Origin of the sequence: Candidatus Clavichlamydia salmonicola (assembly GCF_015356765.1) — a bacterium.
GTDB lineage: Bacteria > Chlamydiota > Chlamydiia > Chlamydiales > Chlamydiaceae > Clavichlamydia > Clavichlamydia salmonicola.
Map to the genome: position 1 here is coordinate 32,690 of NZ_WTCQ01000001.1, position 23,443 is coordinate 56,132.

At 32.3% G+C, this 23,443-nt stretch carries 23 protein-coding genes and 1 tRNA gene; 12 read left to right on the forward strand and 12 right to left on the reverse strand.

Going from position 1 to position 23,443, the window contains the following annotated elements; translation table 11 throughout:
• Positions 1–40 precede the first annotated feature (40 nt).
• Entirely contained in the window at positions 41–1,297 is a 1,257-nt protein-coding gene (locus tag CLAVI_RS00160) for an SLC13 family permease (protein WP_194843571.1), read from the reverse strand.
• A 224-nt stretch (positions 1,298–1,521) separates the two neighbouring features.
• On the opposite strand from CLAVI_RS00160, the gene CLAVI_RS00165 reads away from it, so the two are divergent.
• The 4 genes from CLAVI_RS00165 (at position 1,522) to CLAVI_RS00180 (ending at position 5,482) form a co-directional block, all read left to right on the forward strand.
• Complete coding sequence (locus CLAVI_RS00165; RefSeq protein WP_194843572.1) at positions 1,522–3,258, forward strand: SulP family inorganic anion transporter; 1,737 nt, start codon at positions 1,522–1,524, stop codon at positions 3,256–3,258.
• Positions 3,259–3,341: 83 nt separating this feature from the next.
• Positions 3,342–3,941: a MarC family protein gene (locus tag CLAVI_RS00170; protein WP_194843573.1), complete on the forward strand. Its 600-nt coding sequence runs from the start codon at positions 3,342–3,344 to the stop codon at positions 3,939–3,941.
• A gap of 4 nt (positions 3,942–3,945) precedes the next feature.
• Positions 3,946–4,539, forward strand: a complete 594-nt coding sequence (locus CLAVI_RS00175) for a MarC family protein (protein WP_194843574.1) — start codon at positions 3,946–3,948, stop codon at positions 4,537–4,539.
• Positions 4,540–4,606: 67 nt separating this feature from the next.
• Complete coding sequence (locus CLAVI_RS00180; RefSeq protein WP_194843924.1) at positions 4,607–5,482, forward strand: methionyl aminopeptidase; 876 nt, start codon at positions 4,607–4,609, stop codon at positions 5,480–5,482.
• Here the strand turns inward: CLAVI_RS00180 and CLAVI_RS00185 are convergent.
• A complete protein-coding gene (locus tag CLAVI_RS00185) occupies positions 5,445–6,509 on the reverse strand; it encodes a coiled-coil domain-containing protein (RefSeq protein ID WP_194843575.1) in 1,065 nt (354 codons plus the stop codon). The genes CLAVI_RS00180 and CLAVI_RS00185 overlap by 38 nt on opposite strands.
• 72 nt (positions 6,510–6,581) lie before the next feature.
• Positions 6,582–6,764: a hypothetical protein gene (locus CLAVI_RS00190; RefSeq protein WP_194843939.1), complete on the reverse strand. Its 183-nt coding sequence runs from the start codon at positions 6,762–6,764 to the stop codon at positions 6,582–6,584.
• 404 nt (positions 6,765–7,168) lie between these two features.
• On the opposite strand from CLAVI_RS00190, the gene CLAVI_RS00195 reads away from it, so the two are divergent.
• From CLAVI_RS00195 to CLAVI_RS00210, 4 genes are all read left to right on the forward strand, one after another.
• Complete coding sequence (locus CLAVI_RS00195; RefSeq protein ID WP_194843576.1) at positions 7,169–7,672, forward strand: DUF720 domain-containing protein; 504 nt, start codon at positions 7,169–7,171, stop codon at positions 7,670–7,672.
• A 15-nt stretch (positions 7,673–7,687) separates the two neighbouring features.
• Positions 7,688–8,200, forward strand: coding sequence for a DUF720 domain-containing protein (locus CLAVI_RS00200; RefSeq protein WP_194843577.1), 513 nt, complete (start codon positions 7,688–7,690; stop codon positions 8,198–8,200).
• Positions 8,201–8,217: 17 nt separating this feature from the next.
• A complete protein-coding gene (locus tag CLAVI_RS00205; protein ID WP_194843578.1) occupies positions 8,218–8,766 on the forward strand; it encodes a CT847 family type III secretion system effector in 549 nt (182 codons plus the stop codon).
• 122 nt (positions 8,767–8,888) lie between these two features.
• On the forward strand, positions 8,889–9,635 hold the full coding sequence (locus CLAVI_RS00210) for a hypothetical protein (RefSeq protein WP_194843579.1): 747 nt from the start codon (positions 8,889–8,891) through the stop codon (positions 9,633–9,635).
• 5 nt (positions 9,636–9,640) lie between these two features.
• On the opposite strand, the gene tadA is transcribed toward CLAVI_RS00210, so the two are convergent.
• On the reverse strand, positions 9,641–10,111 hold the full coding sequence (gene tadA / locus CLAVI_RS00215) for a tRNA adenosine(34) deaminase TadA (RefSeq protein ID WP_228547620.1): 471 nt from the start codon (positions 10,109–10,111) through the stop codon (positions 9,641–9,643).
• A 272-nt stretch (positions 10,112–10,383) separates the two neighbouring features.
• Between tadA and rpsO the strand changes: the two genes are divergently transcribed.
• Together rpsO and pnp are read left to right on the forward strand one after the other, a co-directional pair.
• Entirely contained in the window at positions 10,384–10,653 is a 270-nt protein-coding gene (gene rpsO, locus CLAVI_RS00220) for a 30S ribosomal protein S15 (RefSeq protein WP_194843580.1), read from the forward strand.
• 106 nt (positions 10,654–10,759) lie between these two features.
• Positions 10,760–12,865 (forward strand): polyribonucleotide nucleotidyltransferase, encoded by a 2,106-nt coding sequence (pnp, locus tag CLAVI_RS00225; RefSeq protein WP_194843581.1) that lies wholly within the window; start codon positions 10,760–10,762, stop codon positions 12,863–12,865.
• Positions 12,866–13,088: 223 nt separating this feature from the next.
• Here pnp and ftsH read toward each other — a convergent pair whose 3' ends face one another.
• The 8 genes from ftsH to infC form a co-directional block, all read right to left on the reverse strand.
• Positions 13,089–15,803 (reverse strand): ATP-dependent zinc metalloprotease FtsH, encoded by a 2,715-nt coding sequence (ftsH, locus tag CLAVI_RS00230; protein ID WP_194843582.1) that lies wholly within the window; start codon positions 15,801–15,803, stop codon positions 13,089–13,091.
• A 156-nt stretch (positions 15,804–15,959) separates the two neighbouring features.
• On the reverse strand, positions 15,960–16,922 hold the full coding sequence (gene tilS, locus CLAVI_RS00235; RefSeq protein WP_194843583.1) for a tRNA lysidine(34) synthetase TilS: 963 nt from the start codon (positions 16,920–16,922) through the stop codon (positions 15,960–15,962).
• Positions 16,923–17,000: 78 nt separating this feature from the next.
• The gene (locus CLAVI_RS00240; protein ID WP_194843584.1) at positions 17,001–19,136 is read right to left on the reverse strand and encodes a hypothetical protein; all 2,136 of its coding nucleotides are present in this window, start codon (positions 19,134–19,136) and stop codon (positions 17,001–17,003) included.
• 128 nt (positions 19,137–19,264) lie between these two features.
• Positions 19,265–19,351 (reverse strand) — tRNA-Ser (locus tag CLAVI_RS00245).
• A 33-nt stretch (positions 19,352–19,384) separates the two neighbouring features.
• Positions 19,385–20,410 carry a phenylalanine--tRNA ligase subunit alpha gene (pheS, locus tag CLAVI_RS00250; protein ID WP_194843585.1) on the reverse strand — a complete coding sequence of 342 codons (1,026 nt, stop codon included), beginning with the start codon at positions 20,408–20,410 and terminating at the stop codon, positions 19,385–19,387.
• Positions 20,407–20,769 (reverse strand): 50S ribosomal protein L20, encoded by a 363-nt coding sequence (rplT, locus tag CLAVI_RS00255; RefSeq protein WP_194843586.1) that lies wholly within the window; start codon positions 20,767–20,769, stop codon positions 20,407–20,409. Before rplT ends, pheS begins: the two co-directional genes overlap by 4 nt.
• Positions 20,770–20,775: 6 nt before the next feature.
• Positions 20,776–20,970: a 50S ribosomal protein L35 gene (rpmI, locus tag CLAVI_RS00260; protein ID WP_194843587.1), complete on the reverse strand. Its 195-nt coding sequence runs from the start codon at positions 20,968–20,970 to the stop codon at positions 20,776–20,778.
• 13 nt (positions 20,971–20,983) lie between these two features.
• On the reverse strand, positions 20,984–21,520 hold the full coding sequence (gene infC, locus CLAVI_RS00265) for a translation initiation factor IF-3 (RefSeq protein ID WP_194843588.1): 537 nt from the start codon (positions 21,518–21,520) through the stop codon (positions 20,984–20,986).
• Between the two features lie 508 nt (positions 21,521–22,028).
• Between infC and CLAVI_RS00270 the strand changes: the two genes are divergently transcribed.
• Positions 22,029–22,487, forward strand: coding sequence for a transcription antitermination factor NusB (locus CLAVI_RS00270; RefSeq protein WP_194843589.1), 459 nt, complete (start codon positions 22,029–22,031; stop codon positions 22,485–22,487).
• Positions 22,468–23,352, forward strand: a complete 885-nt coding sequence (murB, locus tag CLAVI_RS00275) for a UDP-N-acetylmuramate dehydrogenase (RefSeq protein WP_194843590.1) — start codon at positions 22,468–22,470, stop codon at positions 23,350–23,352. Before CLAVI_RS00270 ends, murB begins: the two co-directional genes overlap by 20 nt.
• Positions 23,353–23,443: the final 91 nt, after the last annotated feature.

Genomic DNA, 23,443 nt, shown 5'->3' on the forward strand with positions numbered 1-23,443 from the left:
ATGCATTTTTTTAACCTATAATTAACCTTAAAAAAAGAACTTATCCAAAAAGTTTTTCTATACATGTATAAACGAAAAAACCTCCAAGATAACCTGTCAAAGCTATCCAAGAAATTTTTTTTGCATACCAAAGAAAATCTATCTTCTCAATAGACATCAAAGCTATGCCAGCAGCAGAGCCAATTATAAGAATACTTCCGCCTGAACCTGCACAATAAGCTATCAAATTCCAAAAAACGCCATCTTTTGGAATATCGTACATACCCATTACAGCTGCTACCAAAGGAATATTATCTAATACACTGGATAATAAGCCAATAACAACTGCTACATAACTAGGACCAGGCAATGTCCTATTAAAAAAATTAGCACAATTAGTTAAAATACCCGCACTACTTAATGCATTAATAGAAAGTAAAATTCCTATAAAGAATGCAATAGAAGAAATTTCTATACGAGTTAAAGCATGAGGCATCATTAAATGCTGCCTTTTACTTCCATGAGGAGAATGAAGCCAATCTGTTACACTCCAAACTAAACCTAATCCCAATAATGTCCCCATAAAAGGCGGTACTCCTAGTACTGATTTCCAAACAGGCACCATCAATAAAGAACCCATTCCTAACATTAAAATAAGCAACCCACCTGGCTGTACTCTAAAATTGCCTACCTGCTTGGTGAGATTTACTTGTTTCCCTTTTACAAAAAAAGATGCGATGAATCCTGAAATCAATGTACAAAAAAGACTTGGCACAAACATGCTTTTTATAATCCCTAATGTAGAAATTTTATTATTAATCCATAACATTGTAGTAGTAACATCCCCTAATGGAGTCCATGCACCACCTGAATTAACAGCTATTACAACCATAGAAGTTAAAAACCATCGCTCCTGTTTATTAGGAAGCATTTTTCTCAAAATTGAAGCAATAATGATTAAGGTTGTTAAGTTATCCAAGACTGCTGACATGAAGAATGAAATAATCATAATCGTCCATAACAAAACAACATTTGACTTATTATGAAAACACTTGGCTATAACATAAAATCCTTCATGTGCATCTATTAATTCTACGATGCTCATGACAGCAAAAAGAAAAAATATGATCTGTGCGACATCAACTAAATCTGTCCCAAATTGTCCTGAAAATACATCAACTTTAAATAATGCTAAAAGTAACCAAGAAACTGTCGCTAAAAGCAAAGCAATCCCTGATTTATTTATTTTTAAAACACTTTCAAAGGCAATAGCACCATAACCCAAGAAAAATAAGCCTATAAGAATGAAGGAAAGCATATCTGTACCTTTCTAAAAAATATCCCTGCATATACTGAAGATACAATTAAAGATTATTAAGGACTAAATAAAAGAATTCTATCCCTTCTTATATAATGGATTGATATCATCAGGAAGAAGACTGTAAAGTAAAAAATGTTACCCCATTTTTTAATCTTGATTTTCTTTAATTTTTTTTTTGACCTATACACATAAGGACTTCCTTACGGAAGAAATATTTGTAAATGAAACAAACTTTTTGGTCTTTTCAAAATTTTATCCCCAAAATAATACCCTGCTTACAAAAAAATTATTCTTTTTCTTCTTTACGAAAAGATTTTATGGCAGGTCTTACTGTTGGAATAATTGCTTATCCTTTTTCTATAGCTGTTTCTATAGGTGTTGGAGTATCACCTCAACAAGGTCTGTATGCTTCAATTATTGGAGGCCTAGTTGCTTCATTACTAGGTGGTAGTCGGATCATGATTACAGGTCCTACCAGTACGTTTATTGCTGCTCTTTATGCTATTTTATCTCGCCATGGCCCTGAAGGATTGATCTGTCTTACCTTTTTAGCTGGCTTTTTTTTAATTCTTTTTGGCCTTATGGGACTTGGCACATACATCAAGTATATTCCTTATCCAGTCGTTGCAGGTCTTACTACAGGTATTGCTGTTATCATTTTCTCTTCACAAATAAAAGATTTCTTTGGTCTGCGAATGGGCGATCATGTCCCTGTTGATTTTTTGGGTAGATGGTCTGCTTACTGGGAATATTTATGGACCTGGAATTTAAGCTCTTGCATTATTGGCTTATTAACAATTTTTATTATTCTATTTTTAAGAAGAATTAAAGCAAAAATTCCAGGAGTAATGGTTGCTCTATTCATTACAAGTGCTTTAGTAGCCATTTTTGATATTAAAATTCCTACCATTGGTAGTCGTTATGGAGTTTTATCATCCAGCTTACCTTCTTTTCATTTTCCTGCTTTATCATTCCAAAAAATTATCATTTTATTGCCTGATGCCCTTACGCTTGCTCTTTTAGCTGGGATGGAGTCTCTTCTATGCGCAGTAGTAGCTGATGGCATGACTGGCTGGCGACATCAATCAAACTGTGAACTTGTGGCTCAAGGGACAGCCAACATATGCTCTTCTTTATTTATGGGACTTCCAGTTACAGGCTCTGTTTCTCGTACTGCAGCTAATATAAAAGCTGGGGGCAATTCACCCATCTCAGGTATTGTACACTCTTTTAGTCTTATCATTATTGTTGTATTGTTTGGATCTCTTAGCACTCGTATTCCTTTAGCTTCTTTGGCAGCTGTTCTTATTATTGTTGCCTGGGGCATGAGCGATATTAGACATTTTCTTCACCTTTTTACCGCCCCTATACGAGATGTTATGGTATTAACATCTGTTTTTATCTTAACCTTACTTACAAATATCACTGCTGCAGTACAAGTTGGAATGATCTTAGCTGCATTTTTATTTATGAAACAAATGAGTGACTTAACAGATGTTGTTTCAAATACAAGCTTTATCTTAGATGATGAAAAAGTTAATCAGAAATCTGATAGTGAATTACTCAACAAACAAGATATCCCAGAAAGCGTAGAAATTTATGAAATTAATGGGCCTTTCTTTTTTGGCGTTGTGGATCGATTAAAAAATGTAATTAATGAAATCAGAGAAATTCCAAAAGTATTTATTCTTAAAATGAAAAGTGTACCTACCATCGATGCATCAGGTATGCATGCCTTAGAAGAATTTTATCAAACATGTGATAAACAAGGAACCATTCTACTGCTGGCTGGCATTAAAGGCTCTCCCCTAAGAGATTTACAACGCTATCATTTACATGAATTAATAGGTGAAGATCATATCTTTCCCACAATTCAAAGCGCTCTACACTTTTCAGAAACATTTATTAAATTAGATAAGTGTAATAATGAAAAGCATGAGCTAACTAAAAAATCTTGATTTTTAAATGAATGTATGAAAAAAATAAGAAAACAGTTCCTTTATTTCATTATAAATAACGTTGCATCCATTTTTGGTGATATATGACATCTTTTCTTTCTATTTTATCTTTAGCGTCTATCTTGCTTATGACAGCAGATATGTATTCTAACTTAAGTACGATTGGTTCTATGGTTGGCACGCTTAACCCTAGGCAACGAGCTTCGTTAGTTTTAAGAGAGTCTTTGATCAATATTCCAGTCATGTTGCTTTTTTTAGTTTTAGGAAAAACATTAGCTAATCTTCTTAATTTTTCTGAAGCGGTTACATATCTTGGTGGTGGGGTAACTATATTTTTTCTAGGATTCACTAAAATTTTATTTAAGAAGGATAGTAAAACAGCTTTTGATTCTAAATTTTTTAAAATCACAGCTCTTTCTATTCCATTTTTAGCAGGACCAAGCTGGTTTGCATCCATGATCACTCTTGCTTATTCTCCTATGGATTATGGTTCAGTTGTTTTTGCTGTATTTCTTACTGCTGTAGTTTCTTCTTTTTTAAGTCTTATCTTTTTTACTTATGGTTTTAATTTGCTAAAAAATAAAGGCTTTGGAACCATGGAGAATATTTTTAGTTTGGTAGCTTTACTCCTTGGTGCTGAAAAATTTATTATTGGTCTAAAATTAATTATTACTTCTTTGTAAATATATGAATAATCCTTCCATTCTTCAAATTTCTTTTCTACTTTTTGTAGTCATGAATCCCATTGGAGCGGTCCCCCTATTTATTGTGGCTTTGAAAAATTTTTCAATCAAAGACCAACGAAGAATAATTTGCCGAGAAAGCATTCTTGCTGTTTTTGTCATGTTTCTTTTTGCTACATCTGGAACTGCTTTCTTTTCTTTTTTATCTATCTCCCTTCCAGCATTTCAAGTAGGAGGAGGAGCTTTATTATTAGTTGTAAGTGCTAAAATGATGTTAGCACCTATTCCTTCATTGAAAAAAGAAGCAGGCGTTGTTGTAAAAGATTCTGTATTATTTCCTTTTGCCTTTCCTATCTTGACTGGTCCTGGAGTAATGACATCTACTATTGCTTGTGTGCAAGCTGTAGGATTAAATAAAACTTTAGTTGGTATATTTTTTACAGGATGTGCTGCTATTGCAGTACTTATGTCTGCTCAAATTTTTAAACGGATACTAAAACCTAATCATATGCTAGCAGTAGAAAGGTTATTTGGAGTATTGATTTTCTTTATTGCTGTTTCTGTTCTCACTAATGGTATAGTACAAGTATTTTATTAAAAAAACATAATAGAATAAATTTCTAATACTATCTTTATTATCTCCATGTACTTGATTGAAAACTATGATAAAAAGAAATGATCCTTGTTGGTGTAGTAGTCATAAAAAATGGAAAAAATGTCATTTTCCACTACTTCCACCTGATGAAAAATCAAGAAATTCTTTAGAAAAAAGCTACCTTCAACGTTATGGTATTATTCTTAAAACACCTGAACAGATTGAAAAAATTAGGGCTGCTTGTCAATTAACAAGAAGAATTTTAGAAGAACTTTGTGCTACTGCAGTAGAAAATGTAACTACTAATGACTTAGATCGATTATCTCAACAACTTCATGCAGATGCAGGAGCTATCCCTGCTCCTTTAGGTTATGGATCTCCCCCTTTTCCAAAAAGTATTTGTACGTCTTTGAACGATATGATCTGTCATGGCATACCTAATGATATTCCTTTAAAAAATGGAGATATCCTTAACATAGATGCCTCAGCCATTTTGAATGGTTTTTTTGGAGACTGTAGCAATATGGTTATCATTGGTGAGGTATCTGAAGAAAAACGCTTAGTATGTGAAGCAGCTCAAAAAAGTTTAGAAAATTCTATTAAAATTCTTAGCCCTGGCATTCCTATTTCCTCAATTGGAAACACTATTGAAGAAACTGTAACTGCTTATGGCTTTTCCAGTGTTCATCAATTTGTTGGCCATGGAGTTGGATGCAAATTTCATGAAAACCCTACTATCCTTCATTATAGTAATCAAGATCAGACGATCTTAGTACCAGGCATGACCTTTACCATAGAACCCATGATTAATGTTGGTGCCGCTGATGCTGTTATAGATAATTTTAATAAATGGGAAGCTCGCACAATAGATGGTAAACCTAGCGCTCAATGGGAACATACTGTCTTAATTACTGAGACAGGATATGAGATACTAACTCTTCCATAGAATTGATCTGAAATTGAAGTTCGTTAACTTCTTTACCTAATATACTAATACAATTTACTAGCATCTCAGTTTCTTCTTCTCTTTCTGATAAAAAGATTGTTTCTACTCTTTTTAAAGTAAGTAATTCTTCTTCTCTATCAAATAATGCTTTTCTGGCTATAGAAAGTGCTTCTGTTTTTTCATTAAACTGCACTCTTAACTGTTTGTACATTCCATTTTTATCTGCTAACTCTTTTCGCAAAGTATGGTAATCAAGATCTTTATTATTTTGTTGATCCATTAAAGGAACAACAATCGTTGGTTCTTTAACATCTACTGCGGATTCTTGCGATGAATGGAACAATGTTTCTACGGTTGTTTTTTTAATTGTCTCTAATTCAGCATGTAATTGCTGAAATTCTTCATGTAATTGATTAAAATCTAATAACCAAGAGCCTTTTTGTTCAGAAAGTTCATGTAACTCTCTTTCAATAAAAACCTGTCGCTCTTGATAAAAATATGTTTCTTTTTCTAAGTCTTCTTTTAATTTTAAAGTCTGTTCAAGACGAACTTCCATCGCAAGGTATTGCTCTTTAACTTTTTCTGCTTCATAACGACTTTGAGCTACTCCAAGATCTGCTTGTTGTAATTGCTCTTGAATAGAGACATTTTTGGCTTTAACATCTGTATCCATCTCTTCAAGAGCAACAAAAAAACCATATAAACTTAAGGATAATGAAAAAATTAAACCCTCGTACCACAACAAGTCTTTCCAATACAAAGATGATATTGGTAAAAATAGATACAAGCCTAGAAAAAGAAGGGCATAACTCAGGATTAAGCCTGTCATTCTATAAAATAAACACAACAACAAACTAATACAGGATATAAAAGGCAGTACTAATGATAAATATGAAAAATGAAGAAAGCCAATTCCAAGAGAAAATAAAATCAAACAAACTGGAAGAAAGCAAAAAAAATGAAGTAATGACCATGGACGCAAAGATCGACAAACGCCTTTGCTGAGATGAATAAATAATAGTCTCATTCATTTTTCCAAATAATCATTATCAATTACTACAAATCCTATTGTCAGAATTGCATCTTCTTTCCATAGGTGTCAATTAGAAAATTGATCACTATTTTCTTCCATCATGTTCATGGCTGATTCTAATAAATAACTAATCACACATGGATCACCTTCATACTTCATTTCTACTTGCATTTTACCCTCAGCTGAGGGCCCTCCACAAGTAATTAAAATATAACAAGGAGCTTCTTCGTTCATCTCTTTTCCATTCACTTCTCTATATCAATAGAATACATCATTTTTTTATAAACAGCCCAGTAACTCTTCTATGAAAAAATAGCTACCAAGCATAGAATGGATTCAAAATAACTTTATTTTCAAAAAATTATTCAAAAAACGTTCCTTTTCATAACAACTTTAAGATTTTTTAGAAATATGAAATTCACTTCTAAAAATTTTTTATCATTTTTTTTTAATTCAATATGCATAAATAATTTTAAAAATATAACGAATATTAAATAAAAATATCTACATTCAATTAAAAAAATATTTCATAGGCTCTTCACCTAAGACTATTTAAATCTTAATTATAATCTTAACAAATTAAAAATAGTTTTATTAAAAATAAAAATTGTTAGTATAAATATTATAAATATATAAGTAAAAATAGAATAAAAGTGTTATCTACATTTAAACAAAATCATTCCCCTTCTTTCCTAGCTGCAACCACAACTGCTACCCCTACAGCCACTTCTACTACAGCTAAGACGAATAAAACAGACTTTAGCTCTTTAATTTATGCTTCTTTTTTTCTTTTATTAAGCGCTATTAATTTACGCCAAAGTACTATTCATATCCTTTCTCAGGAATTATCTAGCAACACCACCTTACAACAATCACTTAACACTCAAACTTCCTCAATTTCTTTTGCTGTTACACCAGATGGTGCAACCCAAACTCAAATTACACAAATCCAAAATCAAAACCAAAACTATTCTGCCCAAAGAGCTAATATTCAAAACTTACTTATTACCACTCGTCAAACAGGTCAAACTGTTCTAGCTAATACCTCTACTAGCATCAACCTTCTTCAACAATTAGCTGCTCAAGATTCTGCATTTTTAACTAGCCTTAGCGCTATTAGTAAAAGTGTTAATACAATGAACCAACCATCAGCTTAGAAAGGAGTTTTTATCATGTCTACATCTTCTAGTTTCACTTCATCAAGCAGCAGTAATGTTGCCCAAGATACATCTTTTTCTTCTTCTATTATTAATCAATTTGCTTCTTCTTCAACCCCCTTGCTATCAACTGTGTATCATATTTATCAAGCAATCTTAGCTATTCAAGATAATATGGCTATTGTAGGTAAAGATATTCAATCCAACTCTGCAGCACAAAATTTTCTTAATAACCAACTCAACTCATATCAATATGCTACTATTCCAGCCAATACTCTATATAACTCATCTGGCGCCCCTAGCACTACGATTCCTTCAGCATACTTACAAAACCTTTCTGCTGTTAACCAATCAATTTCTTCTACGCGCCAAGGCCTTCAAAATCAATTAAATAATCTTTCCAACTCATCACAAATAAATACTGGTAGTTTAAACACTGATGTCAACATTTTACAACAGTCTTTACAAGTAGGCCAAGCCTTAATTCAAAGTTTTTCTCAAATTGTTAGCTTAATTAGCAACATATAAAGTTAAGGATCATTTTTATGAGCACATCTGGACCTCAAAACTTTGTACCTCATGTAGTTGATAATTCTCTTATAGCATTAAGTTCTGGGGAAGCTCCTTCATTTAACCCTGTTTACAGTGCTCCTTCTCGAGCTTCTGCCCTTGTAGTATGCCTTAGCGCTTTATTGAATGTAGTAAATACCAGTATTAATACAGCTGGCTCTCTTATTTCTATCCTAAACGACAATACAAGCCATCAAAATGCTCTTAACTTGTCTCTTTTACAAACTTCTTTAGTCGAAGTACCTGCATTATCAAATAAAGGTTCTTCTAGCACCTCTACTGATAAAATTTATGAAAATCAAGCATTTGTACAGAATGCACAAGCTCTTAATCAACAAATTACTGCACAACGTGCTTGGCTTTCTCAAAAAATCTCTCTTGTGCAAAATGGAGCCAACGTAAGACAAACCCAAATTAATACTAATGTTTCTGAAATTCTTCAATCATCTGAAGCTGCAACATATTTTTTAAGCACAATACTTGCTTTAACATATAATGCATTATGCACTATTCCTCCACAGTAGGCATTATTGACATAAATTTATGAAGATTTCTTAATAAGAAAATTTTTTTCTTGCAAGGAGCTATTTTCTTTTTTAAAGTTGTCTTCCCTTGCAAAAATTATTAATGGCGCACAAGATACATTATGAAGAAGTCTTTTTCACAACAACCATCCTTTCATGAAAAATTACCTAACCCTGTACTTTTCCTTTTATGGGCGGTTTTTCTTACAGGGGTCTTTAGTCCCATTGTTTCTTTTTTCCTAGCTCATACATTCCGAGTTCCTGGTCCACAATTTTTTGGAAGTTTATCTCCTGAATGCATTATTCGTGGCTTTTTTTGGCAATTTTTTACTTTTCCTTTTATTGCCTCTTTAACAATTTCTTTTACGTTTGAACTTTTAGTAAAAACTACTTTAAGTTTTTGGGCTCTGTACCATACAGCTCACTCTTTAGTAAATTACTTAGGATCTCGAAAATATTTTATCTTTTGGTTTGGGTTATCTTTTTTTGTTGGTGCAGGAACTGTGTTATGCAGCATTTTTTTTGATAACAGCATCCCTTTATATGGTACTGCTCCTTTCGTATGTGGAACTTTTTTATTAACTATTTTTTTAGATCCTGATCGTAAAATTCATTTATTATTTTTTAAAAATCTTCATGTCAAATGGTTGTTTTTAATTGGACTGGGTGGTTTTTGGGTAATTTTAAAATCCAGGGGTCTATCTTTCTTCATTGTTTCATCTTTTATAAGCATGGCTTGGACTTTTTTTATTGCTTGGATATGGAATATCCCTAACCCCTATTTTACAGAATTTCATCATTCATATCGACAACATCAAAAAAAAGAAGCAGATCCTATTATAAAAATAAAAAAACCTAATAAAGATTAATTTTTTTATGCTCTTCTTTTTTTAAAAAAATTTTTAATTAATAAAGAGCATTCTTCTTTTAAAATATCTTTTTGAAAAATAATTTTGTGAAAAGGATGCTGTTCTTCAAAAAAATTCAACCAACTCCCACCTGCTCCTAAACGACTATCTGATGCTCCCCAGACTACTCTAGTGATTCTTGCTCCTAAAATAGCCCCTGCACACATAGGACAAGGCTCTAATGTTATATACAATGTTGTATCTGTTAAACGCCAATTATCTTGTAAAGATCCAGCTGCACTAATACATAATATTTCTGCATGAGCTGTAGAGTCTTGTAAAGATTCTACTTGATTATGTCCCTTAGTTATTATTCGATTTTCTTTTACTAAAACAGCTCCAACAGGGACTTCATCTTTATCAAAGGCTTTTTTTGCTTCTTGTAAAGCTGCTTGCATAAAGTATTCATCTCTTAGAGTATCGTCTGAATAATCCATCCTAACCTCTGTATTTATTAAAAATCATAAAGTATAAACATCATATTCATGATTATAAATTTTTGGTGGTTTTTTCTTTTTTTATAAAAAAATAAAAAAATAACTATAGCTTGTGCGCTCAATAAATATTTTAATTCCTAATCTCATACTTATCATTTTCATTTTTCCTATAATAATATTTCAGAAAAATTCTTTATCTCTTCTACAAATGTTGTACATTAACGCTATTTCAGGATATAATGACGTTCAAAAAAAGAAGGAGCAAACTTATAATGACGCTCGATAAAGGCACAAAAGAAGAAATAACTAAAAAATTTCAACTCCATGAAAAAGACACTGGATCTGCTGATGTTCAGATTGCCATTTTGACAGAGCACATTACTGAGTTGAAAGAACATTTAAAAAGATCTCCTAAAGATCATAACTCTCGGCTTTCGCTTCTTAAACTCGTTGGTCAAAGACGCAAGCTTCTTGAGTATTTAAATTCTACTGATACAGAAAGATATAAAACTCTTATCAAACGATTAAATTTACGTAAGTAAATTTTTTCGCACACACTCATCAATTAATTTATTAAATTCATTTCTGTATTCTTCTAAAGTTTAGGTCTAATTCTTTAGCTTTAGCAAAGAATTGGGGGAAAACTTTATGGCATATAAAAAAACAAGCATTACGCTTGAAGATGGAAAGACTATAGTCTTTGAAACTGGTAAAATTGCAAAACAAGCTGGTGGTTCAGTTCTTGCTCGCTTAGGAGATACAATAGTATTTTCTACTGCTTGCATAGATAAAAAAATCGATGATAAAATTGATTTTTTACCTTTGCGTGTTGACTATCAAGAGAAATTTTCTTCTGCAGGAAAGACTTTAGGTGGTTTCATTAAAAGAGAAGGCCGTCCTACAGAACGAGAAATTTTAGTTTCTAGGCTTATTGATCGTTCTATGCGTCCATTTATGCCTGCTGGGTATTATAATGAAACTCAACTGTTAGCATATGTATGGTCTTTTGATGGAAGTAATCTTCCTGATCCTTTGGCTATATGTGCTGCTTCTGCGGCTTTACTCTTATCTGAGGCCCCCATTACTAAAGCTATAGCTGGAGTAAGAGTTGGCTATGTAGGTAAAAAATTCATTATTAACCCTACTACAGAAGAGATGAAATCCTCTGCTTTAGAGTTATTAATTTCAGGTACAGATCACGCTATCTTAATGATTGAAGGGAATTGTGATTTTCTAAATGAAGAAGAAGTCTTAAAAGCCATTGAAGCTGGTCATAATGCAATTAAAATCATTTGTCAAGGCATTGAGCGCTGGGTGAATGAAGAAATTTTTTCAAGAAAAGAAAAAATTCAAGTATCTGCTCCATTTTCTCCTGAATTATTTGCTGAAATTAGTACAAGATGTAGCGCTGATATTTCATCTGCATTCCTTACTAGCGAACGTGAAGCACGTGCTTTACAAATGAAAAAAATAGAAGAAAATTTACTTAAATCAATAAGTGAAACTGCAGTAAATGACAGTATTTTTTCTAACCTAGTAGCTGTAAAAATTGCTTTTAAACATTTATGTGAAACTAAAATGAAAGAGCAAATTCTGCATACTGGTCTTCGCTTAGATGAAAGAACTAGTACCCAGATACGTCCTATAGATATTGAGGTTGCTATGCTCCCTCGAACTCATGGCAGTTGTCTATTCACTCGTGGAAGTACACAAACTGTAGCAGTTTGTACTTTAGGTGGAGAAAATATGGGTCAACGCTTTGAAGATTTGAATGGCGAAGGATTAAGAAAATTTTATCTACAATATTCATTCCCTCCTTTCTGCGTTGGTGAAGTTGGAAGAATTGGTTCTCCTGGCCGCAGAGAAATTGGACATGGAAAATTAGCTGAACAAGCACTAAAGCATACACTTCCTGATGTTACTGACTTTCCTTACACCATCCGTCTAGAATCAAATATTACTGAATCCAATGGATCTTCTTCTATGGCATCAGTCTGTGGTGGATGTCTAGCATTAATGGATGCTGGTGTTCCAATCAAAGCTCCTATAGCAGGTATTGCCATGGGATTAATTTTGAATGAGAACAAGCCTTTGATACTTTCTGACATTTCTGGAACAGAAGATGCATTAGGCGATATGGACTTTAAAATAGCTGGATCTAAAAAAGGTATCACAGCATTCCAGATGGATATTAAAGTAGCTGGTATCACCATAGAGATTATGAAAGTTGCTATTAATCAAGCTCAAGAAGGTATTCATCATATTCTTCAAGAGATGCACAAGACATTATCTGCATCAAAAGAAGAGCTTTCAACTTTTGCACCACGTATTGAAACAATGCAAATCAAACCTAATAAAATAGCTATAGTTATTGGACCAGGTGGAAAACAGATTCGTCAAATTATAGAAGAAACTGGAGTACAGATTGATATCAATGATAGTGGTTTATTAAGTTTAGCATCTTCTGATAAAGATGCCATGCTTCGTGCTCGCAAAATTATTGAAGGTTTAACAACAGAACCAGAAGTAGGTAGAACTTACCAAGGTCGAGTTACTTCTATAGTTGCGTTTGGCGCTTTTGTTGAAATCTTTCCTGGTAAGGAAGGTCTATGTCATATCTCTGAAATTGCCGAAGAGCGTGTTGAAGATGTCCGCAACTACCTAAAAGAAGGTGATTCAATAGCTGTTAAGCTTCTTAGCATTAATGAAAAAGGTCAATTGAAATTGAGTAGAAAAGCAACTTTTAGAAATTAACTTTTCTAATGATTTCTGATCGTTTTGATCCTAAAAAGATGTGTATATTTTACACATCTTTTTTTTTGCTTAAAATTTAAAAATACTACCACCTGAATCATAATTCTAAGATAAAACTCTTAGATACTAGCTTAGGCAATTACCTTTTTCAGAATTTTAAGCAAAAGAAAAACCCACACCATTAAATGGTCTGGGTTTTAACAAAGCTTTTAACAAATAAAGATTAAACTGGATCAATATCTGCTGTAGGAAATGGTGGAGGGGTATTTTGATCCACTTTATGATCCTGGGCAAGCATACGATCTCGCTTTTTCTGCATAGACCATGAACCATCCATAATCTCCATAACATCTTGAGCTTCTAATGTTTCAAATTCAATTAACATTGCTGTCATCAATTCTATTTCTTTAGACTTAGCTGTTACTATATCCTTAGCCATTGAATAGGCATTGGTCAGAATACTTTTAACTTCCACATCAATAGCTTTAGCTGTTTCCTCTGAATATGTTGTTTCAGTATGACGGCTTCCATAAGAATTAGAGTTTTCTGAATTATCATCATAAGCCACAACACCTAAAGATTCACTCATCCCCCATTGACAGACCATACTACGCGCTATACGTGTAGCTTGAAGAATATCCTGTTGTGCTCCACTAGAAGTATCTTTTAAAAATATTTCTTCTGCGGCTTTTCCACCCATAAGTACAGCTAATTTATCTAGCAACTCCTCTCGCCAATAACTTAAGCGATTTTTTTGAGGTAGAAAATGTGTAGCTCCTAAAGATAACCCTCGGGGAATAATAGTAACTTTATCTACAGGATCTGACTTTTTAACAGTAAGGCCTACAACAGCATGTCCTGATTCGTGATAAGCTGTACTATTTTTTTCTTGCGCATCCATTTCTAAGCTTTTACGTTCTTTTCCATAAAGAACCTTATCCCGAGCTATACGAACTTCACTCATTGTTACTGTTTTTCTTTCTCTTCTTGCTGCTAAAAGGGCCGCTTCATTAAGAAGATTTTCTAAGTCTGCTCCTGAAGAACCTGGTGATCCTCTAGCTACTGACATCAAATCTACTTCTTCATCTAATTTAATTTTTTTAGCATGAACAGTAAGAATCTCAAATCGTCCTTTAATATCTGGTAACTCTATAACTACCCTTCTATCAAAACGACCTGGGCGTAATAAAGCTTTATCAAGAACATCTGGGCGATTCGTTGCAGCCATTAAGATAACGCCTTCATTTGTATCAAAGCCATCCATTTCAACTAACAACTGGTTTAAAGTCTGCTCTCGTTCATCATGGCCACCACCCATACCAGCACCACGATGCCGACCAACAGCATCTATTTCATCAATGAAGATAATACAAGGGGCACTTTTTTTAGCTTGTTCAAACATATCCCGAATTCTACTGGCGCCAACACCAACAAACATTTCAACAAAATCAGAACCTGCAATTGAGAAAAAGGGCCTTTCAGCTTCTCCTGCGACAGCTTTAGCAACTAAAGTTTTTCCAGTCCCTGGAGGTCCAATTAACAAAACACCTTTTGGAATTCGTCCACCTAAAATAGTAAATTTTTGTGGATTCTTTAAAAAATCTACAATTTCTACTAATTCTTCTTTAGCCTCTTCAACCCCTGCTACATCTTTAAATGTAACTTTATGTTGTCCTTTTTGAAGTAACTTGGCTGGAGATTTTCCAAAGCTCATCGCTGAGCCACCAACTCCTTTAATTTGACGAGCAAATACAAAATAAACCAAAAAAAGAACGACTAAAACAGGAAAGACTGTAAATAAATAACTTAAATAATTAGGAGAAGGCTCTTCGCTTTTAAATATTTTTTCTAAAACTAAATTCCGTGGCTGATCAGGAGCTTTAAAAGTTAAGGATTTATTAAACTTAAATCTTACCCATTCATCTTGAGCAGAATCAAACCAATGACTAAAAATTTCAGGATCTTGTCTTTCTAATGCTTTACTAGATAATTCTTTATTATTAAAAAACCAGACAGAGTTAGCTACATGTCGCCGTGCTTTCTCTAAACCTGCTTCAGTATATTCAAGAGACTTTAGCACTTCTACATAATGCTCATGCGCTTCTTTATACTGCCTTACTGCACGTAACTCATTAAAAGAGACGCCACCCTGGTAACGCATCAAGTTATCAGTTAATTGTTTCAAATCTTTTAAAACATTTAAACAATTAGCTTCTAACTCTTCCTTTGCCAAATCTACCTTATCAATAGATTGAGACATTCTAACTAATTGTTGTTTTAAAGACTCAGATCCTATGCCTAAAGAAGGTGATTTATACTTAGCTAACAGTTGATTAAGATGAATACATAAAGCTTCCCAATCTTGAGCTAAAGCAGAAGATCCCTTTGCTCTTAAATTCTTGCATTGTGCTTCAAGCACAGTTAAAGAGATTCCAGAGCGAGTATTACCTCGGCTAACAATCTTTAAAGACTCTTCTGCATTTCCAAGTGCAGGACCTTGCACTATTTTAAAGCCATCAGCAGTTATTGGGATCCCTGTAACATCAAAAAAATAAAGAACAGATTGCTTTACAGAATTCTCAGCAATTCTAATAGCTTCAATAGACTCTAATTCATCACTTTGTAAGTGATGATAAGCATTTAAAAATTCTAAATATTTAAATTTATTTAGTGTATTTTCTGACTCTTTATCTTTAAAACGCCCTCCAAAAGTAACTAAATGATCATTAAGAGCTACTTTAAAAGTTTCTTCTGGAATAACCAATTCAAGATTTACGAGATGTTCTAATTGATGGCTAAAAGAAACCCCTGCTTTTTTTTGTCCTAAAACAAAACTTTGTACTGCTAATACAGATAACACTGCTCCAAACAAAAGCAGTAAGAAAAAAGTAGGAAAATTACGTTTAGGTGGCATATTAAATTTCTTATCACTGTTCATAAAAAAAATGAAAATACTTTACGTCAAGAATCCTGATTGTAGTCGAACCATGCTATTTAAAATAATCGTTTTTTAGCAAAGAGGCACAAAAAACTTAAAAAGTACTGCTCAGCTCATTTAAAACTTATAAAAAGAGAGTTTATCTGTATTTTTAGCTCAATGAGCCTTTTCTAAAGTCAGAGATAATTTTAGCGTATAATGATTAATAATTAAAATATGATTTCTAATTCTTAACCTCTTAGCCTTACTTCCTTTTTGTAAATGCATTACTAATGCGTCTAGCAATCCTCCTGAAGGTACAAGGTTCCATGGTCTAAGAAATTTTTTAATAATAAATTTTAACAAAAAAGAATGAATTAACAACTGAGGTTCAATGGTTAATAACGTCCCTTCATCTGTAATCATTACTTTATCGTCATATGTATCAACCATCTCTTCTAGAAACGCATGTAATTCGTTAGAACTTTGAGCTACCTTAGCTAATGAAGATGTCATATTTTTACCATATTCTTTTTCTAAAAAAGGTATTAATGTAGTCCTCATTCTTCCTCTTAGCAACTTTGTTCCAAAATTTTCTAAATCTTGAAAAAATGAAATCTTATTTTGATCTAACCATTTTAAAATCTCTGCTTTTCTTATAGTCAAAAAAGGCCGTAAAATAAATAAACAATCTTCTCTTATTACTGCAGGCTGAATACTTTTAAAATTATAAATTTCTGCACCACCAAACACCCTTTGTAAGATTACTTCAGCGCAATCATCTGCATGATGTCCTAATAAAAGGGCTCCTAACTTTTGTTGATCAATGATTTTTTTAAAAAATTTTAAACGAATCTCTCTAGCTATGTTTTCTTGATTACCTTTTACATAACTATCTTGAGAAATTTCATGAAGATGAAATGGAATATTTTTTTCTTTGCATAAATTTTTTAGCAATAAGGCTTCTTGCTTATCTTCTAAACGCCATCCATGATCAATATGAGCCACTTCAAAAGATAGCTTATACTTTAATAAGAGATAGAAAAGAGCTGTAGAATCTGGCCCACCTGAGTATCCTAATAAAAAAGACGTTTTAGAAGAAAATTGGTGAAAAAAATCAAGAAATGTTTTTTCTAACAAAATTCACCTTCAGAAAAAATAAACTTCTTATCATAACAAAGTAGTAATAATTTATAAAAATTATTTTTTATAGATTAATTATTGAAATTTCCATTCAGATTTTCCAATAAAACTAGAAAATTGATTTAAATAATTTGGACCTTTTTTTTCTAGCATTTCCACTAATCGTATAAGCATCTCTGCTAATGGTGCAAATACACACCTATCTCGAGTGGTTAACACAGAACCTGTTAATAATTGAAAAATGCTATCTGCATCTTTCAATAAAAGGTTATCCTGCCCCTTATTTAATTTAATGAAAGCCATAAAACTTGCTAAAAAAGCACCTGCCCCATCTAATGCATCTTTAGATGAAATAATGATTTTAGAAATATCTAAATGATGAATTATTCTCAAAACTGCTAAGTAATAGAAAATATTTAAAAAAAGCACTTTTTCATATCGAGATAAATTTTTCTTTTTAGAAAAAAAGACCTCTGCAATCAAGAATAGGAGATTTTTTAATTCCTTTTTACTCCAGATATCTTCCTTAAAATGCATAAAATAATGTCTATCTTTGCTTAATACATCATCATGAACAGCCATAATAAATGGCTCTATTCCTTGATAATGCCCATAAGTATCTGTACACCAAACAAAGTCAACATCTTCAGGCAAAGATATTGGATAAAACATTTTAGCGTATTCTGGTTGTTCCCTAAGTGACTCTATAGCATGACAACGAGTTTTTTCCTTCCAAGATAACCGATCTTGTAAGTTAACAAATAAACAACGCTCCTTTCTATGTGTTAAGCTTTTTAAAAACCCTAAAAACTCTTCTGTAATAAAGACTTGATCTATAGTTCTTTGTATTGTTGGGCATGGAGCTCTTATTATTTCTACTAAAATATTTTTTCCTGCGCGAAGAATTCCTTCTTTTTGTGGAAATATACCCAAAACCATAGGGTCAAAACGCATATGCTCTAGTGCCCCACTCTTTTCGTTTTCTATCAATAAATCCATACTTTTAAACAATGGTCCATTAGGAAATTTACTTAAAATCTCACCAACTTTTTCATAACTTTTTTCTATGAAACTAGATAATGGTTGATGAACAACAAGCTGAGACCATTCCTTAAGTACATGGGTAAAGCCTCTTTCCTTAATGTCTATAGTATAAATGCAATAACAAAAATGATTAAGAATTTCTGTGAGAACATAATACTCTTTTTCTGTGAGCAAATTTTTTTCATCATCAAAAGTTAAATCTTTAATAAAATCTATTTGCTCTAAAGAATTTCTTAAATAAAATAAAAAATCTAAAAAATATTTAAAACAATTTTTGGAGGATACTACTTCTAATAAATGCTCCGGTTTAGCTGCTAACATCAAAGCAACGATACAATTATGGATACTAAGAGACGCTGAGGATTTTCTTACATTAGAAAGCTGTTTATAAAATGTTTGTAGAAAGGCTTGCATCCCTTTTAGTATGGACATGCTTGCATAACAAATATCTCTATCTTCCCATAATTTAGATTGTACTAAAGGATCTTTAGAACCACTGTACCGAATATCTTTTTCTAATTTTCCTATACTACGTAGTACATTGTCTGAATAAAATCGACTACCTTTATCATTTTTTATATAAAACAATTCATAATGTTTATCTTTCTTAATATCAGAAACATTATTAAGAATTTGTAATACAGCGTCTTTACATACAGAAGTATTTTTACTAATATTTTGTTTCTCAGAAAAAATAACCCCTTTTTCATCTGAGAAAATCTGATGATTATTACTTTCTCCAAGAATGTTCTCTTGTATCTCTTGATAAACTTGCTTTAAGTTTTTGTATTCTGGTAGAGATCCTAAATTACAAAATAAAACATCAGCATGCTCTAAGGAAGAAATTGTGGTATCTACTTCCATCATAATATTATCAACTGTCTTCATTCCTATTTTACAAAGATCTGTCGAATGAACCATATTTTGATAATTATCAATGAAATATTCTTGAATTGTTTTTAAAGTAGATGTCACACTATCCATCACTCTTTTACTTTTATTAGAGTCATGTAAAGCAAATTCTTCCTCAAACAATGGTTTTATATCATTACCAATAGAAACTGTAAGGCCTTGATGAGAAATATTAATCTTTGATAATCCTGGACACTGTCCTAAAATATTAAGATTTTCTAAAGCTTCAGGTAAACCAAAACTAAAATGCTGCATAAGCACTTTCCTAGTTAAGTTAATTATGTGTAATAATAAATTAGAAGAATAGTATTTATAAATATAAGTAATCGATTACTCAAAACTATTATAATTTAATTAAAATTTCAATTTTAAAATAAAAAAGATGGAAGAGGAGGGATTCGAACCCCCGGTCGAGGTTACCCGACTCCTGTTTTCAAGACAGGTGCAATAGACCACTCTGCCACTCTTCCATACAATGTAGAAAATCAGACCCAATTGTCTGATTAAAATTGATTAAGAAAACGTAAATCATTTTCTAAAAACAACCTAATATCACTGATACCATGACGAAGCATAACAAGACGCTCCAAACCCATACCTAGAGCATACCCAGAATACTTTTCTGAGTCAACTCTTCCTTGCTTAAGAACATTTGGATGAATCATTCCTGCTCCAGCAACTTCTAAAAATCCTTGTTGTTTACACAAACGACAACCTGATGCTCCACAACCAAAACAACTAACATCAATTTCTAATCCAGGTTCTACAAAAGGAAAATAACTAAACCTAGACCGTATTTCTACTTCTTTATTAAAGAAAATAGAAAAAAAAGCCTTTAGCAAGGCTAATAAATCAGACAGTGTTGCATTTTCTTCTATCCTACATGCCTCTATTTGATGAAACATAATATGTGAGCGAGAAGAGATATCCTCATTACGGAAACAAGGCCCCGCAGATACAACACTCATGGGAGGGCTAAAATTTTGCATTGCCCTTACTTGAACATTAGAAGTATGAGTTCTCAATAACGTTTTTTCTGCTATATAAAATGTATCATGCATTTCTCTAGCAGGATGATCATCTTCAAAATTCAAATAATCAAAATTAAATTCATCACTTTCTATATGTGGAGCATCTTGCTCTATAAAACCAAAAAATTTGAATATTTCAATAATTTCTTCACGAACACATTTAAGCAAATGAGCCTTTCCTGAAAAAGAAGACAATCCTGGCAAACTTTCATCAATAGCATCTTTATTTAAACGTGTCTGCAGCTCCTTAGAACTAATCAACGATTCAGATAAAGCAAACGAATCTAAAATTAAAACCTTAAAGTCATTTATTACCTTACCTAATAATGGCTTTTGATCCGTTTGCGCTGATTTCAAGTTATCCATTAGGCTCTTTAATAGCCCTTTTTTTCCAAAACAATAAATTTTAATGACTTCTAAATCTTCAGATGACTTTGCCTGAGCAAGCTTTTCTTTGATCTCTATACGAGCCAAATTTATTGTTTCTTCAATATTCATCCAGCTATAAGCGCCTGTTTAGCTTTTTCTACAACAACTCCAAAGCCTTTAGGGTCATGGATAGCCATTTCTGACAACATTTTTCTATTTAAGGCACAGCCACTTTTAGTCAACCCACAAACTAACCGACTATATGAAATTCCTTGTAATCTTGATGCTACATTTAGACGCGAAATCCACAAACTACGAAAATCACTTTTCTTAACTTTACGGTGCATATAATTGAAAGCCATAGCTCTCATTACAGCAGGACGAGTTTGGCGAATATGATTTTTTCTATCCCCCCAAAAACCTTTAGCTTGTTTTAAAATCCGCTTTCTACGACGACGAGATGACGGAGCACAAGTAACTCTAACCATTTTAATCTACACTCCCATGAGCTGTTTATACATTTTAACTTGAGATTCATCAACAAGAAGCCTCTTGGACAAATGAAGCTTTCTTGCTGATGTTTTCTTTGACAGTTTATGTCGTTTACCTGGACAGTTTCTCAAAAGTTTACCAGTCCCTGTAACCTTAAACCGAGCCACAGCGGCTTTTTTGGTTTTCATCTTAGGCATACTAAAATCTACCTTATTCTATGTTTTTTTTGATTTTTACCGAAGTTCCTGGGCAAAGGATACAAATTAAGCTCCGTCCCATAAATTTCGATTCTGCTTCAGGTTGTCCCACATCTGCAAGACCCTCTTTTATTTTAGCAATCACATTATATCCAAACTGTGGATAAGCAAGCTCTCTTCCTCTAAAAACACAGGTAACTTTTACTTTATTACCTTTTTCTAGAAATTGACGTGCTTTTTTCAATTTAGTATTAAAATCATGATCATCAATATTAAGCTTTACCTTAATTTCCTTTAATTTAACATGATGCTGAACTTTTTTAGTTGTTTTTTCACGTTTTGTAAAATCATAACGATGTTTTCCATAATCAATGATTTTGCAAACAGGAGGATCTGCACTAGGAGCTACTTCTACAAGATCTAGCTCAGATTCTCTAGCCAAATCTAACGCTTCTTTCAAGCCCATAACACCTAATTGAACGCCTTCAGCGTCAATTACGCGGACACGAAGAGCTCTGATCTGTCTATTAATTTTTAAGTTTACAATCACCCGGTTTCCTTATTGGCATACTTTTTTATCGATTCTAGAATAAACTATTTTTAGTAATTCAGACTATCAGCAGCAGTATAAAGAAACATAGGCAACAAGACCTTCCTTATAACCGCTAAAAATAAGAAATATTAATGCTTGGAAAAATGAAAAGCAATAAAATAGTCTCGGAAGAAAACCTGATTGCATTTCTCTGTTTATTTTTTCAAAATAAACATGATTTATTTAAGATAATGTTCATTTTTAATGCTTATTTAATATTTTTTAAATCCATTTTTTTCTGAAATAAGACTATGAAAAATTAATCCTTATCTTATTATTTTTTTTTTACAAAAAATATCGTCCTAAATCTCGTCATCATTGAACATTTTACTTGTATATTACCTTTCATTTCCCAATTCTATTCTGTTAGAAACATTGGTTAATATGAACACCTTTTATCAAATTTAACTTAGTTTCCAAATTCGTAATCATTCAATGTATATATTAATTTTTTTGGCATAATTTTATGAACTTATCTTCTCAAAAAATCAGAGAAATTATATTACAAACGCTTTTTTGCTTTGAAGTCAATGATACTGAAAAAGAACACCTTATACCTCTACTTGTTAAAGATCTCATGGTTTCTAGAAAAATTGCTTTACTCGCTTTTGAAGAAGCTTTACTCATTTGGAATAATCGTGAGCAACTGGATATAATTATTTCTAATACTGTAAAAAACTATGAACTCCATCAAATTCCTTATTTAGAAAAAAATATACTTCGTTTATGTATTCATCAATTGATGAATAAAGAGATAATTACCCCTTTTAAAATTATTATGTCTGAAGGAACTCGATTAGCTTTAAAATTTATTGCATCAGAGGCTTCATTATTTATTGCAGCTGTATTAACAACATATAATCAAACAATAGCTGAAAATTCTACTATTCAACCCATTAATTTCGATGAATCGTCCCCAACATAAATTTTTGGCTTCTTGTAAAACTAATGTGTCTTTAGCCAAATTTTCTTCTTTTGGAATTGGGGGTCCTGCTCGTTACTTTAAAATTTTAAACACTATATCTGAAGCTGAAGAGCTTTTCGCTTCCCATATCCCTTCTTCAATACCAATTCTTTTTTTAGGAAATGGTTCTAACTGTCTTTTCAATGATCAAGGATTTAATGGGCTTGTAATTCTTAATAAAATTCGATCAATTGAAAAGAAAGAAAACCAGTTCACTGTAGCTAGTGGTGTTTCTTTAGCTAAATTAAGCCGTTTAACCGCTTCATTAAATTTTACTGGCTTAGAATTTGGCACAGGAATACCTGGAACAGTTGGGGGTTCTATTGTTATGAATGCTGGAGCTCATGGTGATTCTATATCTAACACATTACATTCCATTCTTTTTTTTCCCTGGAATAGTTCTCCTATACTATTCAAAAAAAATGATCCCCTTCTTTCCTTTTCTTATAGGTCTTCTTGTTTTCAAAACTTAAAAGGTTTCATCATTAAAGCTATTTTTGAACTTACATCTGATAGCTATGCTTCCAAAAAAGAAGTTGCATTTCGGCAACAACGATTACAGTCTCAACCGTACCAAGAAAAAACTGCTGGATGCATTTTTCGTAATCCTCCAAATCTTTCTGCAGGAAAACTAATTGATCAATGTGGATTAAAAAATTTTGCGTATGGAAATGCCTTTGTGTCTCCCCAACATGCAAATTTCATTGTAAATAAAAAATCAGCTTCTTCACAAGAAGTCCTAACTTTAATTCAAATTATTAAAGAAAAGGTTTTTGAGCATAGTTTTATTCACCTGGATGAAGAAGTACTGATCATTCCATACTAAAATAAATACTAATAAAAAATTTTATAAATCGATACTTATGATGTATTATTTTTAATGACCTAAAAGAGTCTTTCTCTTAGGATTGTTTTCA

What these genes read in the sequence shown, in the direction of transcription:
- CLAVI_RS00240 (WP_194843584.1), bottom strand. Translation starts at nt 19,136, where the DNA reads ATGCAGCATTTTAGTTTTGGTTTACCTGAAGCTTTAGAAAATCTTAAT.
- pnp (WP_194843581.1), top strand. Translation starts at nt 10,760, where the DNA reads ATGGCATATAAAAAAACAAGCATTACGCTTGAAGATGGAAAGACTATA.
- CLAVI_RS00205 (WP_194843578.1), top strand. Translation starts at nt 8,218, where the DNA reads ATGAGCACATCTGGACCTCAAAACTTTGTACCTCATGTAGTTGATAAT.
- ftsH (WP_194843582.1), bottom strand. Translation starts at nt 15,803, where the DNA reads ATGAACAGTGATAAGAAATTTAATATGCCACCTAAACGTAATTTTCCT.
- CLAVI_RS00160 (WP_194843571.1), bottom strand. Translation starts at nt 1,297, where the DNA reads ATGCTTTCCTTCATTCTTATAGGCTTATTTTTCTTGGGTTATGGTGCT.
- pheS (WP_194843585.1), bottom strand. Translation starts at nt 20,410, where the DNA reads ATGAATATTGAAGAAACAATAAATTTGGCTCGTATAGAGATCAAAGAA.
- CLAVI_RS00200 (WP_194843577.1), top strand. Translation starts at nt 7,688, where the DNA reads ATGTCTACATCTTCTAGTTTCACTTCATCAAGCAGCAGTAATGTTGCC.
- rpsO (WP_194843580.1), top strand. Translation starts at nt 10,384, where the DNA reads ATGACGCTCGATAAAGGCACAAAAGAAGAAATAACTAAAAAATTTCAA.
- CLAVI_RS00185 (WP_194843575.1), bottom strand. Translation starts at nt 6,509, where the DNA reads ATGAGACTATTATTTATTCATCTCAGCAAAGGCGTTTGTCGATCTTTG.
- CLAVI_RS00175 (WP_194843574.1), top strand. Translation starts at nt 3,946, where the DNA reads ATGAATAATCCTTCCATTCTTCAAATTTCTTTTCTACTTTTTGTAGTC.
- CLAVI_RS00165 (WP_194843572.1), top strand. Translation starts at nt 1,522, where the DNA reads ATGAAACAAACTTTTTGGTCTTTTCAAAATTTTATCCCCAAAATAATA.
- CLAVI_RS00210 (WP_194843579.1), top strand. Translation starts at nt 8,889, where the DNA reads ATGAAGAAGTCTTTTTCACAACAACCATCCTTTCATGAAAAATTACCT.
- rpmI (WP_194843587.1), bottom strand. Translation starts at nt 20,970, where the DNA reads ATGCCTAAGATGAAAACCAAAAAAGCCGCTGTGGCTCGGTTTAAGGTT.
- murB (WP_194843590.1), top strand. Translation starts at nt 22,468, where the DNA reads ATGAATCGTCCCCAACATAAATTTTTGGCTTCTTGTAAAACTAATGTG.
- tadA (WP_228547620.1), bottom strand. Translation starts at nt 10,111, where the DNA reads ATGGATTATTCAGACGATACTCTAAGAGATGAATACTTTATGCAAGCA.
- CLAVI_RS00170 (WP_194843573.1), top strand. Translation starts at nt 3,342, where the DNA reads ATGACATCTTTTCTTTCTATTTTATCTTTAGCGTCTATCTTGCTTATG.
- rplT (WP_194843586.1), bottom strand. Translation starts at nt 20,769, where the DNA reads ATGGTTAGAGTTACTTGTGCTCCGTCATCTCGTCGTCGTAGAAAGCGG.
- CLAVI_RS00270 (WP_194843589.1), top strand. Translation starts at nt 22,029, where the DNA reads ATGAACTTATCTTCTCAAAAAATCAGAGAAATTATATTACAAACGCTT.